The 16768-nt window shown below is 65.7% G+C and carries 9 protein-coding genes; 7 read left to right on the top strand and 2 right to left on the bottom strand.

Annotated elements, in window-relative coordinates:
• The first annotated feature begins 81 nt into the window (after positions 1-81).
• The 5 genes from QWG60_RS14980 (at position 82) to clpB (ending at position 11355) form a co-directional block, all read left to right on the top strand.
• Positions 82-690 (top strand): hypothetical protein, encoded by a 609-nt coding sequence (locus QWG60_RS14980; protein ID WP_146910223.1) that lies wholly within the window; start codon positions 82-84, stop codon positions 688-690.
• A gap of 37 nt (positions 691-727) precedes the next feature.
• Positions 728-2668 carry a flotillin family protein gene (locus tag QWG60_RS14975; RefSeq protein WP_246124757.1) on the top strand — a complete coding sequence of 647 codons (1941 nt, stop codon included), beginning with the start codon at positions 728-730 and terminating at the stop codon, positions 2666-2668.
• A gap of 78 nt (positions 2669-2746) precedes the next feature.
• On the top strand, positions 2747-7678 hold the full coding sequence (locus QWG60_RS14970; protein ID WP_146910225.1) for a DNA repair ATPase: 4932 nt from the start codon (positions 2747-2749) through the stop codon (positions 7676-7678).
• 78 nt (positions 7679-7756) lie between these two features.
• Positions 7757-8584 (top strand): hypothetical protein, encoded by an 828-nt coding sequence (locus QWG60_RS14965; RefSeq protein WP_146910227.1) that lies wholly within the window; start codon positions 7757-7759, stop codon positions 8582-8584.
• Positions 8585-8772: 188 nt separating this feature from the next.
• Positions 8773-11355, top strand: a complete 2583-nt coding sequence (gene clpB, locus QWG60_RS14960) for an ATP-dependent chaperone ClpB (RefSeq protein WP_146910229.1) — start codon at positions 8773-8775, stop codon at positions 11353-11355.
• Positions 11356-11453: 98 nt separating this feature from the next.
• Here the strand turns inward: clpB and QWG60_RS14955 are convergent, their stop codons facing one another.
• Positions 11454-12953: a sugar porter family MFS transporter gene (locus tag QWG60_RS14955; protein WP_258394070.1), complete on the bottom strand. Its 1500-nt coding sequence runs from the start codon at positions 12951-12953 to the stop codon at positions 11454-11456.
• Between the two features lie 452 nt (positions 12954-13405).
• Here QWG60_RS14955 and QWG60_RS14950 point away from each other — a divergent pair, with 452 nt between their 5' ends.
• Together QWG60_RS14950 and ilvN are read left to right on the top strand one after the other, a co-directional pair.
• Positions 13406-15130, top strand: a complete 1725-nt coding sequence (locus tag QWG60_RS14950) for an acetolactate synthase 3 large subunit (protein WP_107182414.1) — start codon at positions 13406-13408, stop codon at positions 15128-15130.
• Positions 15130-15621 (top strand): acetolactate synthase small subunit, encoded by a 492-nt coding sequence (gene ilvN, locus QWG60_RS14945; RefSeq protein ID WP_035592844.1) that lies wholly within the window; start codon positions 15130-15132, stop codon positions 15619-15621. The genes QWG60_RS14950 and ilvN overlap by 1 nt, the downstream gene beginning before the upstream one ends.
• A gap of 68 nt (positions 15622-15689) precedes the next feature.
• On the opposite strand, the gene ilvY is transcribed toward ilvN, so the two are convergent.
• Positions 15690-16580, bottom strand: coding sequence for an HTH-type transcriptional activator IlvY (ilvY, locus tag QWG60_RS14940; protein ID WP_046077752.1), 891 nt, complete (start codon positions 16578-16580; stop codon positions 15690-15692).
• Positions 16581-16768 lie beyond the last annotated feature (188 nt).

Below are 16768 nucleotides of genomic sequence, written 5' to 3'. Positions count from 1 at the left end.
TGCTGGTATCTTTGCGGCCTTTTTTTTATTTCTTGCCGATGGCAAGTGTCGATGTGATGGCCGCCGATAGGGAGAAGAGGCGTGGAGACCTTCTGGACGGAAATGCTGTCTTTGCCTACCGCATTCTTCGGGATCCTGCTCGTCGTATCGGTCCTGTACTGGCTGATTTCCTTGCTGGGTGCTTTCGACCTCGATATGGATCTCGACGTCGATCTGGAGGGTATGAGCGGGCTGGGCGGCCTGATGGCGACCCTGGGACTGAGTGGCGTCCCGCTGCCGTTGACGATGACGGTGATGACGCTGGGAGCCTGGCTGAGCAGCTATTTCCTGGGGCTGCTCCTGGGGCATGGCCTGCTGGTAGGGAGCATCGTGGCCGCGGTGAGCATCGTGGTGGGGCTCGTGGCCGCAATCGGCATGGCGCGGCTGCTCGGGCCCGCCTTTCGGCATCTCTACAGTGCACCGCGGAAGAGAAACCTTCAGGGCGAAACCGCCGTGGTGGTGTCCTTCAGTGCCGATCGTGGTCGCGGTCGTGCCAGGGTGCGGCGTGATGGTGCGGAGCTGGTCATCAACATCCAGTCCGACTCGGCGCTGGAGCGTCGCGATCAGGTGGTGCTGATACGGCATCTCCCGGAACAGCGTGCCTACTGGGTCGTGACCGAACATCAGTTCCTTTCCGGGGACATGGAATGAGTCAGAAGATGAGGACAGAGGAGTCCCGATGATGAACATGAGTTGGATTATGCCGGTCGCCATTGCTATCGGCGTGTTGCTGCTTGCCCTGGTCGGCGTCCTGTGCCTGATTAAGGCGTTTTATCGCAAGATCGATCAGGGGCAGGCGCTGATCGTCAATGATCTTTCCTCGGTGCCCAAGGTGTATTTCACCGGCGCCATGGTGCTGCCGGTCATTCACCGTGCCGAAACCATGAAGGTCTCGGTCATTACCCTGGAGATGAACCGTACCGGCAACGAAGGACTGATCTGCAAGGATAACCTCCGAGCCGATATTACCGTGGCCTTCTATCTGCGCGTCAACGAGACGGCAGAGGACGTGCTGCGCGTGGCGAAATCGGTCGGGGTAACGCGGGCGTCCGATCGCGTGGCCGTCAACGAGCTGTTCAATGCCAAGTTCAGCGAAGCCCTGAAAACGGTGGGCAAGCGCCTCGAATTCATGCAGCTGTTCGAGGAGCGCCAGCATTTCCGGGACATGATCGTCGAGACCATCGGTGAGGATCTCAATGGTTACGTGCTCGAAGATGTGGCCATCGACTATCTCGAGCAGACGCCGAAGACCTCGCTGGATCAGCACAATATCCTCGATTCCGAGGGTATCCGTCGCATCACCGAAATCACGGCTCAGCACAACGTCGAGACCAATCGTCTGGAGCGTGATGAGGAGCTGGAAATCCAGCGCAAGAACGTGTCTGCCCGTGAAGCGGCACTGGAGCTGGAGCGCACCCAGGCCGATGCCGAGGCGCGTCAGCAGCGTGAGATCGACACCCTCCGTGCCAGGGAATCTGCCGAGACCGAGCAGGTTCGCGAGGAGGAGCGTTCCAAGGCCGAGGCGGCACGCATCAAGACCGACGAGGCTGTGGCCATCGCCGAGGAAACCAAGCAGCGCCAGGTCGAGATGGCGATCAAGGCCCGGGAGCGGGCGGTACAGATCGAGGACGTGCGCATCGCGCAGGCCCGCGAGATGGAAGACGTCAACCGGCAGCGCAGCGTCGAGGTCGAGCGCATCGGCATGGAAAAATCGCTGGAGGCCGAGCGCAAGGATATCGCGGTCATCACCAGCGAGCGCATTTCCGTCGAGCGCCAGGTGGCCGAGGAAGAAGAGCACATCAACGATGTGAGGAATCGTGCCGAGGCCGAGCGTCTCAAGGTGGCCAGCGTGACCGCGGCCGAGGCGGAGGCCGAGGAAGTCAAGATCAAGGAACTGCGGGCCGCCGAGGCGGCATATGAGCGTGCCAAGCTGGAATCCGACGAGGTTCTGGTACGTGCGCAGGCCGACTCGGATGCCGCCGAGCGCAAGGCCGAAGCCGACGAGAAGGAAGCGCGTGGCCACCGGGCGCGGGCCGCGGCCGAAGGGCTGGCCGAGGCGCAGGTGCTGGAGGCCAAGGCGCGCGCCCATCGTTCCGAAGGCCTGGCGGAAGCCGAGGTCAGGAGCGCTAGCGCAGAGTCCGAGGAAAAGGCTGGCCTGGCCGAGGTGCGGGTGCTGGAGCAGCGGCTCGATGCCGAGGCCGAGGGCGAGCAGAAGATGGGCGTGGCCAAGGCCCAGGCGCGCGAAGCCATGGCACGTGCCGAGGCCAATGGCCTGGTCGAGAAGCTGCGTGCCTACGAGGGAATGTCGCAGGAGGCCCGCGACTTCGAGCAGTTCCGCATGCAGATGGAACTGGCCGAGAAGGACACGCTGGGCCGCATCGAGATGCAGCGCGAAGGCATCCTCGAGAACGGCAAGGTGATGGCCGAGGCGCTGAAAGGAGCCAAGTTCGAAATGGTCGGCGGCGATGGCCAGATCTTCGACACCTTCGCCAAGGGACTGGGCATCGGCAAGAGCGTCCAGGGGGTGATGGACAAGTCTCCGGCCCTGCAAGGCGTACTCTCCCAGCTCGCCACCCGCATGATGGCGACGGACACCGCCGCCCCGTCGGTGGTCGACCAGGCCTCGTGACCCCTCTCTGCCTCCCCCGGCCTGTCGGGCGGGGGAGGCAGACCGTTATTGCCCTCCCGAGTCAGGAATCCGTCGTCCATGTCGCAACATGAATCTACCCTCGAACGTCTGGTCGAGGAGGGCTCTGCCTTCTCGGTGTTGACGAAACGTCTGCAACAGCAGGGCCAGAGGCTTCATCAGGCCACCCAGGCCCTCAACGACCAGCGTGAACGCGAGTTCGGCAGTACCACGATGAGCGTGCTGGGCCGGGGCAGGGTCCGCACCGAGCTGAAGTCGGTGGCCCGTGACGTGGTGCGGATCGGTTCGCATCTGCTGTTCGGCTTCCATGTCCAGCTCGGGCTGCGCAATGCCCTGAAGGTCGAGGACGTCTTCCGCCTCTATCGGGTCGATCAGGGCGATGGCGAATCGACCTTCGCGGTGGGCGAGTCCGCCATTGCCGACAGTTTCCTCGATGACCCGCGCTTCCGCACCGACTTCGCCGAACTGCAGCAGTATTACAGCCATGCGCTGCTGTCGCGGTTGACGGTGCTGGAAGGCATGCTGCTGATGGTCTTCCAGATCGGCGAGAAGCTCGATGATCGTCGCGTCTTTCGCTGGGAGCTGACGGCGGAGGGCAATGTCGGACCCTACGTCGATAACCGGGGGGAGCGCCAACTCGTCTATCCGGATCGCCATGCGGTGAGCTGGATACGGGCGGGACGCGATGATCATGTTCAGGGGCGGGCGCCTCACCTGAATATCGCCGACACCCTGTTCGTCGATAACCTCGGCGGCAGCATCACCTTCAAGATCGAGAACAACACCGACAGCGGCGAAGGCATCTTCGATGATCCGGTGGAGTCGGACTCCCAGTCGCTGGACGACGCCAGCTTCGAGTACGCCGACCTCAATGAGCTGCTGATCGTCAGGATACTGCCCTATGGCGAGGCCAGGCATCGCTACTATGTCTTCCATCGCGAGACGCTCCGGCTGCAGCGTCTCGATGCGCTGGATGACGGCTTCGTCCTGCTGCCTGACCATCATGGCCTGATCTTCCCCGCCGGCTACTGCCTGATGAACGGCGAGCACAAGCTGTTCGACGTGCCCGACGAGTCGCTGCGGCCGTTGCCGGCCCGACGGGCGCCCAACGGGGAGGACATGCTGTTCGCCTTCTATGGTCAGGCCAGCGGACGGGTGGTGCTCTACCGTTACAGCCTGGTGAAGCGCCAGGCCGATGCCCCGTTGATCGGTCACGGGGCCGCGCTGTTCGATAATGGCTATCTGGCCCTGTTCAGCGCCGATCAGGAGCCGTCGCTGGTGCATCCGCTGCAGATCTGGCGGACGCCGTTCATGTCGGAAACGTTTCATGCCCAGCAGGCCTTCGCCAACGACAGCATGCTGAGCCGTATCGGCAATCCCGAGCTGGTGCGTGCCGTGGCCGAGCTCAACGCCCTGCAGAGCCTGATCGATCGGCTGCATGCCAGCGACGATCACTTCAAGCGCCTGATCCGTCACTGTGACCGGCTGCTGGACCAGTTCTACTGGCTCGCCGAGGTGAGCGACGAGGTCGGTCTGGAGGAAGCGGCCTTTCCCGCCTTGCTCAAGGAGCTGCGCGAAGGCAGTGAAAGGGTGCTCGACGAGTTCGAGAAGGTCCATCAGATCCAGCGCGACAGCGCCGAGGCGGTGGAAGAGTGCCGGCAGCGCCAGTCGGCGCTGTTGCGGGGCTTCACCCCCGATAGTTGGCATCATCCCGAGCCCTTCATGGCGGGCCTGCGGGATCTTCGCCGTCAGCGCGGCGATATCAGGACCCTGGAAGAACGCCGCTACGTGGATCGTGACGCCCTGGCGGAGATGGACGCCGAGGCCGAAGCGGCCGAGCGCCGCCTGATCGATCGCACTCTGGCCTTCCTCTCCACCCCCGAGGCCCTGCAGGGCTATCGGCAGAGTCTGGAAGCGCTGTCCCGATCGGTGCAGGAGGCGGATTCGCGTCCCGCGCTCGCCAAGGCCGTCGACGGCTATCGCGAGCTCAGCGAGGGGCTGGATCTGATCCAGTCGATGCTGGCGTCTCTGGGCGGCGAGGATGCCGAGCGCGAGATCCAGATCAACGACACCCTGTCGTCGGTCTACTCGACCACCAACCAGCAGCGCACCGAGGCGGAGCTGCGCCTCAAGGAGATGTTGGAGCAAGAGGACCAGGCGCGCTTCGTGTCACGGCTTCGGCTGTTCGAACAGGGGCTCTCGAACGGGCTGGCGGGGCTGTCCGAGCCCGAGCAGTGCGATGATCTCATGACGCGCCTGCTCGACCAGCTTCAGGAGCTCGAGGGGCAGTTCGGCGAGCAGGAAGGATTCCTCGAGGCGATCCTGGAGCAGCGTGAGGCCGCCCAGGAGGGCGTGGCCGCGCGACGGGCCCAGCTTATGGAGGCGCGCCAGCAGCGTGTGGATTCCCTGACCCAGGCGCTGGACCGCATCCTCGGCGGGCTCGAGCGACGGGGCGAGGGCTTCGACGACGAGTCGGAGCTGCAGGCCTTCTTCGCCGGGGATGCCATGGTGCTCAAGGCGCGCGAGCTGATCGATCGGCTGCGCGAGATGCAGGCCGGGCTGGAGGCGGACGACCGTGATTCCCGGCTGGCCGCCATCCGGGATGCGGCGCTGCGCGGGGTACGCGACAAGGCCGAGATGTTCGAGGACGGCGGTCAGGTGGTCCGGCTGGGGCCACGCCATCGCTTCACGGTCAATCGCCAGGCGCTGGAACTGACCATGCTGCCGCGCGACGAGCGCCTGTGGTGGCATCTGACCGGCACCCAGTTCCAGGAGCCCGTCGAGTCCGACGAACTCGAGGCGCTGCGCGCATGGTGGGGGCAGACGCTGCCCTCGGAATCGCCGAGCGTCTATCGCGGGGAATACCTGGCCTATCGCTTCCTCATCGAGCACGGCGACGCCGGACTCAACGTGGCCGATACCGAGACCCTGCAGCAGCGGATGGCGGACTTCGCGTCGTCCCGCTATCGGGAGGGCTACGAGAAGGGCGTGCACGATCATGATGCGGCACGGATCCTGGGCGCCCTGCAGCCCGTCAGGAAGGCCGCCGGCGGATTGCGTCATGGTCCCTGGGCGCGTGCCCTGGCCGTGGCCTGGTGGCTGGAGCGGGAAAGTTGGTCTGCATCGGAGGGTGGGCTCACGCCCGACGTGCTGCAGGCCCAGTGCATCAGTGCGGGCATCCTCGCGCGCTCGATGGGCTCCGATCGACTGAAGGATGACCTAGTCGCCGGAGTCCGGACCTCGCTGGCGCAGTTTCCTCTGGTCGAGGCCTGGTCGCTGGAGGAGGCCGACATCGAGGCGGCCGCCGGTTACCTGGTCGAGCAGCTGGCCGCCGAGGGCGAGGCCTTCGAGGCCAGTGGCTATGGCATGCGCATGGCCAGGGCCTTCCAGGAGGCGCTCGGCCGGGAGTCGCATCGCCCCGAATTCGAGCGCCTGCGAACCGCCCTGGCGGGGCGCCCGGTGGAGCGCTGGCTGACCATCCAGCGCTGGCTCGAGGCCTGGCATGACAAGGCCGCCGCCAGCCACGAACGCCATTATCTGCCCGAGGCCATGGCCATCGTGGAGGCCGATGAGCGTATCCGCTGGGAAGAGCGGGACGTTCGACTGTCGGTCGAGGTCGAGGGCCTGCTGGGCGATCATCCCCGCATCGAACAGCGCTACCTGAAGCTACAGCTCGACGATTTCGAGCATCGTCTTCATCGGCATCATGAGGTGGTGCCGGGCTGGGAGCGCCTTCAGGCCTTGCGTCACGAGCTGCTCGAGCGCCAGCGTGGCCACTTGAGACTCGAGGAGTACCAGCCCAAGCCGCTCACCTCCTTCGTGCGCAACCAGCTGATCACCGAGAGCTATCTGCCGCTCATCGGCGACAACCTGGCCAAGCAGATGGGGACGGTGGGGGATGCCCGGCGCAGCGATCTGATGGGCATGCTGATGCTCATCTCGCCGCCCGGCTACGGCAAGACCACGCTGATGGAGTATGTGGCGCATCGTCTCGGGCTGGTGTTCATGAAGATCAACTGCCCGAGCCTTGGGCATGACGTGATCGCGCTGGATCCCGAGCAGGCGCCCCATTCCACTGCCCGGGCCGAGCTGGAGAAGCTCAACCTGGCGCTGGAAATGGGCAACAACGTCATGCTCTACCTCGATGATATCCAGCACACCCATCCCGAGTTCCTGCAGAAGTTCATCTCGCTGTGTGACGGCAGTCGCCGCATCGATGGCGTCTGGCGGGGCCAGTCGCGGACCTACGACCTGCGGGGCAAGCGTTTCGGCGTGGTGATGGCGGGCAATCCCTATACCGAGCAGGGAGAGACCTTCAGGGTGCCCGACATGCTGGCCAACCGCGCCGATATCTACAATCTCGGCGATGTGCTGAGCGGCACCCAGGAGCTGTTCGCCATGTCCTACATCGAGAACAGTCTCGCGGCGCATCCTCTGCTCGCACCGCTGGTCAACCACGGCATGGGCGATGTCTATCGCTTCATGGATCTCGCCCAGGGCAAGGAGGTGGCGAGCAGCGACTTCGAGCATGACTACAGTGCCGCCGAGCGACAGGACATCGTCGAACTCATCACGCGCATGTATCACGTGCGCGATGTCGTGATGCGGGTCAATCAGGCCTACATCGAGGCCTGTGCCCAGGACGATGCCTATCGCGAGGAGCCGGTCTTCCGGCTCCAGGGCAGCTACCGGAACATGAACAAGCTGGTCGAAGGCCTCTCGCCGGCGATGAGCGAGGCCGAAGTCGAGGCGTTGATCGACGATCACTACCTCGGCGAGGCCCAGCTGCTGACCCAGGGAGCCGAGGAGAACCTGCTCAAGCTCAAGGCGTTGCGCGGCAGGCTGAGCGACGAGGAGCGAGAGCGCTGGGAAGGCATCTGCGCCGAGTTTCGGCGACGCCTGCGAGCCGGCGGGGATGAGGATACCGGCACCAAGGTGGTGCGGCAGCTGTCGATGATCGTCGAAGCACTGGAGCGCCCCGCCTCCTTGTAACGCCGTGCCCGATGTCGGGTCGTGCGTGATGCGGGCGGTGCGAGGCGTAGGAAACGTTCAAGGGAAAGGACGCATATCTTGGAATCTCAGCAACTGGATAACCCCTTCGATGAGCTGACGGGGATGCTTGAAGACGGCGACCTGCTCGGCTTGTTGCGACATTGGCGGGACAGGGAGGTCTTCTTGCCGGTGATGGTGCACCCCGATACCGGATGCCGCTTGCCGTACATTCAGCACGATGAGCCGGACACGCCGTTTGCGATAGCCGCATGCGATAGGGCCAGCGTCGAGCGAATGCTCGAATCGGGAGGCGCGACGCACGAGTTCGAGATCCATGCCTTCTCGCTGTTCAAGCTGTGTCGGGACTGTCTCTACAACGGCGTGACCCATATCGGCCTGATCGGCTCGGAGTTCATGCTCGATCAAACGGCGCTGTCGTTCTTTGCGCATTCCGCGCTGGTCGAGACGCCGGACGAGGGGACCATGCGGGTGCGCTGCTCGCTGGTCACGGACAAGCCGGTCCGGACGCCGCTGGAGAAGCATGCCAAGCGACTGGCACAAGTCTGGGAGCGGTTTTCCGTGGGGCCCGATGGCATCAACAGTGACCTCGCCGGTCTGTGGGTCGTCCACGAAGCCGGTGCTGCCGTGCTGCACAAGCCCGAGGGCGGCGAAGAGGTGCTTCGCGACCAGCTGGCGCCTTGCGATGCCGCTCTGTTCGATCAGTGGGATGAGGCCATACCGGACTACGTCGCCTTGGCGCAGGACGCGTCGGTTCCCGAGGCGGCGGCGACGTCCTCTGCCTCCGCATCGAGCGATGTGGACCACGATACGCGGGTCCTCGTATCGCTGGCGCGATGGGGCGTGATCCTGCTGGGCATCGGATTGATCGCCTGGGCGTTGTCCTGAATCGACGCGATGCTGGCCGGCACCGACGCCTCGCGGGCGCGGGCTTGACCCATATCAACCCTCCGGCGTTTCCTCCGGCGGCTGACTTGAAAGCCGGCCATCCTGACGCCACTTAAGATGTCAAGACTCATGACATTGGGACAGGCGGCGCGTCCGAATCGCGCCGCTACCCCGACGGAGGAAACGCTATGCGAATCGACAAGTTCACCGCCAAGCTGCAGAACGCCGTGGCTGATGCCCAGTCGCTGGCCGTGGGCCACGGTCATAACCAGCTCGAGCCCGGCCACCTGCTGCTGGCGCTGCTCGATGCCAGCGATACTGGCGTCAAGGCGCTGGTGCAGAAGGCCGGCGGCGACGCCGCCAGGCTGCGCGACGGCCTGGTCGGCCATCTCGACGACCTGCCCAAGGTCGGCGATTTCGACGGCGAGGTGCAGCCGTCCCGCGACCTGATGAAGCTGTTCAACCTCACCGACCGCGAGGCCCAGAAGCGCGGCGACCAGTACATCGCCAGCGAGCTGGTGCTGCTGGCCGCGCTGGAGATGCGCCATGCGGTGAGCAAGCTGCTCGGCCAGGCGGGTGTGAGCCGCAAGTCGCTGGAGACCGCCATCGACAGCGTGCGCGGCGGCGAGAAGGTCAGCGATCCCAACGCCGAGGAGAGCCGCGAGGCGCTGGAGAAGTACACCCTGGATCTCACCGAGCGGGCGTCCAGCGGCAAGCTCGACCCGGTGATCGGCCGCGACGACGAGATCCGCCGCACCGTGCAGGTGCTGCAGCGCCGGACCAAGAACAACCCGGTGCTGATCGGCGAGCCCGGCGTCGGCAAGACCGCCATCGTCGAGGGTCTGGCCCAGCGCATCGTCGACGGCGAGGTGCCCGAGGGCCTCAAGGACAAGCGCGTGCTGTCGCTGGACATGGGCGCGCTGCTGGCCGGGGCCAAGTTCCGCGGCGAGTTCGAGGAACGCCTCAAGGCGGTGCTCAAGGAGCTGGCCCAGGAGGAGGGCCGGATCATCCTGTTCATCGACGAGCTGCACACCATGGTCGGCGCCGGCAAGGCCGAGGGCGCCATGGACGCCGGCAACATGCTCAAGCCGGCGCTGGCGCGCGGCGAGCTGCACTGCGTGGGCGCCACCACCCTCGACGAGTACCGCCAGCACATCGAGAAGGATGCCGCCCTGGAGCGTCGCTTCCAGAAGGTGCTGGTCGACGAGCCCTCCGAGGAAGATACCGTGGCCATCCTGCGCGGCCTCAAGGAACGCTACGAGGTGCACCACGGCGTCGACATCACCGACGGCGCCATCATCGCCGCGGCCAAGCTGTCGACCCGCTACATCACCGATCGCCAGCTGCCGGACAAGGCCATCGACCTGATCGACGAGGCCTGCTCGCGGATCCGCATGGAGCTCGACTCCAAGCCCGAGGAGATGGACCGCCTCGACCGCCGGCTGATCCAGCTCAAGATGGAGCGCGAGCACCTCAAGAAGGAGACCGACGAGGCCTCCAAGAAGCGCCTCGACAGCCTCGAGGAACAGATCGAGGAGCTCGAGCGCGAGTACGCCGATCTCGACGAGATCTGGAAGGCCGAGAAGGCCAGCATCCAGGGCGCGGCCCAGTTCAAGGACGAGCTCGACCGTGCCCGCATCGACCTCGAGCAGGCGCGCCGTCAGGGCGACCTGGGGCGGATGTCCGAGCTTCAGTACGGGGTGATTCCCGAGCTCGAGCAGAAGATCGCCGAGTCCAGTGACGCCGAGGCCGATACCGCCAAGCACCAGCTGCTGCGCTCCAACGTCACCGAGGAGGAGATCGCCGAGGTGGTGTCGCGCTGGACCGGCATCCCGGTGTCCAAGATGCTCGAGGGCGAGCGCGACAAGCTGCTGCGCATGGAGGAAGCGCTGCACGAGCGGGTCATCGGCCAGGACGAGGCGGTCACCGCGGTGGCCAACGCGGTGCGCCGTTCCCGGGCCGGGCTCGCCGACCCGAACCGCCCCAACGGTTCCTTCCTGTTCCTCGGCCCGACCGGGGTGGGCAAGACCGAGCTGTGCAAGTCGCTGGCCGGCTTCCTGTTCGACACCGAGGAAGCCATGGTGCGCATCGACATGTCCGAGTTCATGGAGAAGCACTCCGTGGCCCGGCTGATCGGCGCGCCTCCCGGCTACGTCGGCTACGAGGAGGGCGGCTACCTGACCGAGGCGGTGCGCCGCAAGCCCTACTCGGTGCTGCTGCTCGACGAGGTCGAGAAGGCCCACGCCGACGTCTTCAACATCCTGCTGCAGGTGCTCGAGGACGGCCGCCTCACCGACGGCCAGGGCCGCACGGTGGACTTCCGCAACACCGTGATCGTGATGACCTCCAACCTCGGTTCCGAGATCATCCAGGGCATGGGCGGCGACGACAGCGGCTATGCGCAGATGAAGTCCGCGGTGATGGACGTGGTCGGCACCCACTTCCGCCCCGAGCTGATCAACCGCATCGACGAGGTGGTGGTGTTCCACGCCCTGCGCCAGGAGCAGATCCAGGCCATCGCCGCCATCCAGCTCGAGCGCCTGCGCGGGCGGCTGGCCGAGCACGACCTGTCGCTCGAGGTCTCCGACGCGGCCATGGCCCAGCTGGCCGCGGTCGGCTTCGATCCGGTGTTCGGCGCGCGGCCGCTCAAGCGGGCGATCCAGAATCGCCTCGAGAACCCGCTAGCCCAAGACCTGCTGGCTGGGGCGTTCTCGCCCGGCGACGTCATCCGCGTCGAGGCCGAGGGCGACCGCCTGGTGTTCCAGAGCTGAGGCGCTCCTCGCCCTGAAACGAGACCGCCCGCGCCGAAAGGCGCGGGCGGTTTTCTTTTGCCGGGCCGCCTGCTCGACGGCGGGGAGGCTGCGTCGTATCAAGCGCGCTGGGCGGCGGCGCTCGAGGCCTCGCGCTTGCCCTGCGGTTCGCGCACCAGGCGCTTCTGCAGCTCCTCGAGGGAGACGCCCTTGGTCTCCGGCATCAGGAACATCACGAACACCAGCTGCAGCGCCATCATCACGGCGAAGAAGGCGAACACCGGGCCGCCGCTGAAGGTGCCGAGCACCCACGGCATCAGCAGCGCGATCAGCGCCGCGCACACCCAGTGCACCGAGCTGCCGAAGGATTGGCCGCGGGCCCGCACGTGGTTGGGGAACACCTCGGAGATGAACACCCAGATGATCGCGCCCTGGCTCATGGCATGGGCGGCGATGAACAGGCCCAGCAGCAGCGGCACGTCCAGCCCGCCGAGCTCGCCGCTGAAGAAGGCGCGCGAGATCAGCACCAGCGAGACCAGATAGCCGGCCGAGCCGATGTAGAGCAGGGTGCGGCGCCCCAGGCGATCGATCAGCGCCATGCCGAGCATGGTGAACACCAGGTTGACCAGGCCGATGCCGGCGGTGGAGAGCAGGGCGGTGTTGGCGCCGAGCTCGGCGGCCTCGAGCACCCGCGGGGCATAGTAGATGATGAAGTTGATGCCCGAGAGCTGGTTGAAGAAGGCGATCAGGAAGGCCAGCAGGATCGGCAGCCGGTAGCGGCCGGAGAAGAAGCCGGCGTGGGCGCGCTCCTCGCTGTCTTCGGCGGCCTGGATCTCGGCGATCTGGGCGTCGACGTCGGCGGCGGGATCGAGGCGCAGCAGCACCTCGCGGGCGCCCTGGGTATCGCCGCGATGCAGGATCAGCCAGCGCGGGCTGCGCGGCACCCGGCTGATCAGCAGGGTGTAGAGCAGCGCCGGCACGATCTCGATGCCGAGCATCCAGCGCCAGGCGTTGGTCTCGAACAGCCCGCCCACCACGTAGTTGGAGATGAAGGCCATCAGGATGCCGAACACCACGTTGAACTGGTACAGCGCGACCAGGGTGCCGCGGTGCTTGGCCGGGGCGATCTCGGAGATGTAGGTCGGGGCGGCCACCGAGGAGATGCCGACGCCGATGCCGCCCAGCAGGCGGAACAGCGAGAACCAGTAGGGATCGGTGGCCAGCGCCGAGCCGATCGCGGACACCAGGTAGAGCATGCCGATCAGCAGCAGGGTGGCGCGGCGGCCCAGGCGGTCGGTCGGCCAGTTGCCGCCGATGGCGCCGATCACGGTGCCCCACAGGGCCATGGACATGATCAGCAGGCCGTGCTGGAGGTCGCTGAGCCCCCAGAGCGTCTGGATGGGCTGGTCGGCGCCCGAGATGACCGCGGTGTCGAAGCCGAACAGGAAGCCGGCCAGGGCCACGGTGATGGACCACTGCACGATGCGTGACATGGGCGTCTCCTCGGTGAGGCGGTGTTCTGAATGCGGGTGAATCGATTCATCTTGCAGGCGTCGCCTCGTCGGCGTGACGAGGAAGCGGAAGGGCGCTCGAGAAAGGTGAATCGTGTCAGCTGGCATCATTAAAGCAGCAACGCCAGGCGGTCGCGAGTCGGTCATTCTAGACTTTCGTATTAAACGATGGCGAGAGCGGGGCGCGGAAACGCCGAAATCCGCCGATCGGCGCCTGCCGGTGCGGGCGGCGGTTGACACTTTTCGGACGCTATTGGAATCTTGACCCTTCCTGATTATCGGGCGCGGACTCCAGCGGGCGACCCCCGATTTCCGTGCGAAGGGTAGGCCGCCTGGCCTCTACCCGCCGAAGGACTTCCGGGTCCGGGCTAACCGCCCGACCTGGCCAACGCCCCGACGCGGTGATCCGCCGTGATTAGAGTGCTGGCCCTAACCGGGCCTCAATACGCCAGGGTTTGGCATCAGGTGCCGGCGAGACCGGCAGCGGCATACCGCCGCACTCGACCCCGTGCCCGACGAGGGCGCGGATCGCACTCGAGACCTCCAGGGGAGAAACATCAGTGGAACTGCTTTCCGGCGCGGACATGATCGCCCGCTTCCTGCAAGACGAGGGCGTCGAATACATCTACGGCTATCCCGGCGGCGCTGCGCTACACATCTATGACGCCCTGTTCCGCCAGGACAAGGTCAAGCACATCCTGGTGCGCCACGAACAGGCCGCCACCCACGCCGCCGACGGCTACGCCCGGGCCTCCGGCAAGCCGGGCGTGGTGCTGGTCACCTCCGGTCCCGGCGCCACCAACGCGGTGACCGGCATCGCCACCGCCTACATGGACTCGATTCCCATGGTGGTGCTGTGCGGCCAGGTGATGAGCCACCTGATCGGCGACGATGCCTTCCAGGAAACCGACATCGTCGGCGTGACCCGGCCGATCGTGAAGCACAGCTTCTCGGTCAAGCATCCGAGCGAGATTCCGGAAGTCCTCAAGAAGGCCTTCTATCTGGCGTCCACCGGGCGGCCCGGCCCGGTGGTGGTGGACATTCCCAAGGACATGACCGCCCCCACCGAGCGCTACGAGTACGTCTATCCGAAGAAGGTCAAGCTGCGCTCCTACAACCCGGTGACGCGCGGCCATACCGGCCAGATCAAGAAGGCCGTGGAGCTGATGCTCAAGGCGCGCCGGCCGGTCTTCTACACCGGCGGCGGGGTGGTGACCGGCGAGGCCAGCGAGGGGCTGACCGATCTGGTCAAGCGGCTGGGCTTCCCGATCACCACCACCCTGATGGGCATCGGCGCCTTCCCGCAGAGCGACGACCAGTGCCTCGGCTGGCTGGGCATGCACGGCTCCTACGAGTCCAACATGGCCATGCACCACGCCGACCTGATCATCGCCATCGGGGCGCGCTTCGACGACCGGGTGACCAACAACACCTCCAAGTTCTGCCCCACGGCCAAGATCGTCCACGTCGACATCGATCCGAGCTCGATCTCCAAGACGGTGCGTGCCGACGTGCCGATCGTGGGACCGGCCGGCAGCGTGATCAACGAGATGATCAGCCTGCTGCAGGGCCGCGAGATCGCCAGCACCGAGGCGCTCACCGAGTGGTGGCAGACCATCGACGGCTGGCGCGAGGAGCGCCGCGGCAAGCTCTACGAGCCGTCCGCCGAGGGCGAGGTGCTCAAGCCCCAGGAAGTCATCGAGGCGGTATGCCGCGCGACCCGCGGCCAGGCCTACGTGACCACCGACGTGGGGCAGCACCAGATGTTCGCCGCCCAGTACTACAAGTTCGACAAGCCCAACCGCTTCGTCACCTCCGGCGGGCTCGGCACCATGGGCTTCGGCTTCCCGGCGGCCATGGGCATCAAGCAGAACTTCCCCGACGAGCAGGTGGTCTGCTTCACCGGTGAGGGCAGCTTCCAGATGATGATGCAGGAGCTCTCTACCTGTAAGCAGTTCGGTGGCGGGGTGAAGATCATCAACCTCAACAATGCCTCGCTCGGCATGGTGCGCCAGTGGCAGGACCTGAACTACAAGTCCCGCCATGCGCATTCCTACATGGAGTCGCTGCCCGATTTCCAGAAACTGATCGAGTCCTATGGCTTCACCGCCCTGAAGGTGCAGACGAAAGAGGAACTCGAGTCGGCGTTGGAGAAGACCTTCGCCGACAACGACGAGCTGGTGTTCCTCGACGTCGCCGTGGACCCCCACGAGCACGTCTATCCGATGCAGGTGCCTCTGGGCTCCATGCGTGACATGCTGCTTTCCAAGACGGAGCGGACCTGATGCGCCATATCATCTCGATTCTGATGGAAAACGAACCGGGCGCCCTGTCTCGCGTGGTGGGGCTGTTTTCCCAGCGCAACTTCAACATCGAAACTCTCAACGTGGCCCCCACCGACGACGAGACGCTGTCGCGTCTGACCGTGACCACCATCGGCGACGATCGAGTGATCGAGCAGATCACCAAGCATCTCAACAAGCTGGTGGACGTGGTCAAGCTGGTGGACCTGACCGAGGGCAGCCACATCGAGCGCGAGCTGATGCTGGTCAAGGTGAAGGCGCTGGGCGCGGCGCGGGACGAGGTGAAGCGCACCGTGGACATCTTCCGCGCGCAGATCGTCGACGTGACGCCGAGCCAGTACACCGTCCAGATCACCGGCGACGCCAGCAAGCTGGACGCCTTCCTCGAGGCGATGTCCCCGGTGGGGCTGCTCGAGGTGGCGCGCACGGGGGTGTCGGGGATCGCCCGTGGCGACAAGGTCCTGTCGCTGTAATTTCGAGCTGATCCGCCCGATCGAAGAAGCCGCCCTACGGGGCGGCTTTCTCGTGTCTGGAAGGAGCGTCAGCCGTGCTCCTCGACCTCGGCCCACAGGGCGTGGATCAGCGGGCTCTTCAGCCGGCGGTTGAGTACGCACAGTCCGACGTCGTAGTGGGGCAGCTCCGGCTTCACCGGCAGCACCCGGACTCGCTCGGCCAGCGGGCTCGCCTCCAGCACGATGCCCGGCACCACGCCGACGCCGAAGCCCAGGCTGACCATGCTGACGATGGCCTCGTGGCCCGAGACCTGGGCGTAGATGCGCGGCTTGAGGCCCAGCGCCCGGAACCAGGTGTCGCTGACCTCCCGCGACAGCCCCGATTCCGAGAGGATCATCGGCACGTCCCGCCACTGCTCGGGGCGGGACGCCTCCGGTGAGGCCGGGATCCATGACTGAGGCTCCCTCGGGGCGATGAACACCAGCGGCGAGCGGGTCAGCGACTTGAAGGCCAGGGCCTCGGGCAGTCGACGCGGCCTCAGGGTGATCGCCATGTCCTCGTTGCCGGCCAGTACTCTTGGCATCGACTGGGCGGGGTCGCCGGTGTGCAACTTGAGCTCGATGCCCGGGTGGCGGGTGCGGAACTCGCTGAGCAGGTCGTAGAGGAAGCTGTAGCTGGCGGTCACCGAGCAGTAGATGCTGATTTCCCCCGTCAGCGCCTGGGCCTCGCTCATCATCGACTGGCGCAGCCGTTCCCATTCCTCCAGGGCGTCCCGGGCATAGTCGTGGAACTGATGGCCCTGGCGGGTCAGCGTCACGTGGCGGTTGTCGCGCTCGAAGAGGCGCACGCCGAGGCTTTCCTCCAGCTGGCGGATCGACCGCGAGAGGGTGGAGGGACTGACGTGGCAGGCCTCGCTGGCACGGCCGAAGTGCAGGGTGTCGGCCAGGGCGAGGAAGTGCTTCAGGGGGCGCATGTCCATGGGCTGAGTATTTCACATTTCGGGATATGACATTGCAAATATAGCGTTTTACGCAATGAAGTGCCTGGCGTAGAGTCGATGCATCGACCGGGCACGCAGACCCGGGGCCTGACGCCCAGCGCCGCGACAAGACGGCGCGGGTGGCCATCAACGCTGACACCTCTTTCTCATACTCGTTTTCAGGAGCC

Origin of the sequence: Halomonas halophila, assembly GCF_030406665.1 — a bacterium.
In the GTDB taxonomy this organism is placed as follows: Bacteria; Pseudomonadota; Gammaproteobacteria; order Pseudomonadales; family Halomonadaceae; genus Halomonas; species Halomonas halophila.
Note: the sequence above shows the minus strand (reverse complement) of the source record. Positions and strands in the feature narration are given on the sequence as shown.

Bases quoted from the DNA above. Each gene is read 5' to 3' on its own strand.
- QWG60_RS14975 (WP_246124757.1), top strand. From the start codon at position 728: ATGAGTTGGATTATGCCGGTCGCCATTGCTATCGGCGTGTTGCTGCTT.
- QWG60_RS14970 (WP_146910225.1), top strand. From the start codon at position 2,747: ATGTCGCAACATGAATCTACCCTCGAACGTCTGGTCGAGGAGGGCTCT.
- clpB (WP_146910229.1), top strand. From the start codon at position 8,773: ATGCGAATCGACAAGTTCACCGCCAAGCTGCAGAACGCCGTGGCTGAT.
- QWG60_RS14955 (WP_258394070.1), bottom strand. From the start codon at position 12,953: ATGCCAGCTGACACGATTCACCTTTCTCGAGCGCCCTTCCGCTTCCTC.
- ilvN (WP_035592844.1), top strand. From the start codon at position 15,130: ATGCGCCATATCATCTCGATTCTGATGGAAAACGAACCGGGCGCCCTG.
- ilvY (WP_046077752.1), bottom strand. From the start codon at position 16,580: ATGGACATGCGCCCCCTGAAGCACTTCCTCGCCCTGGCCGACACCCTG.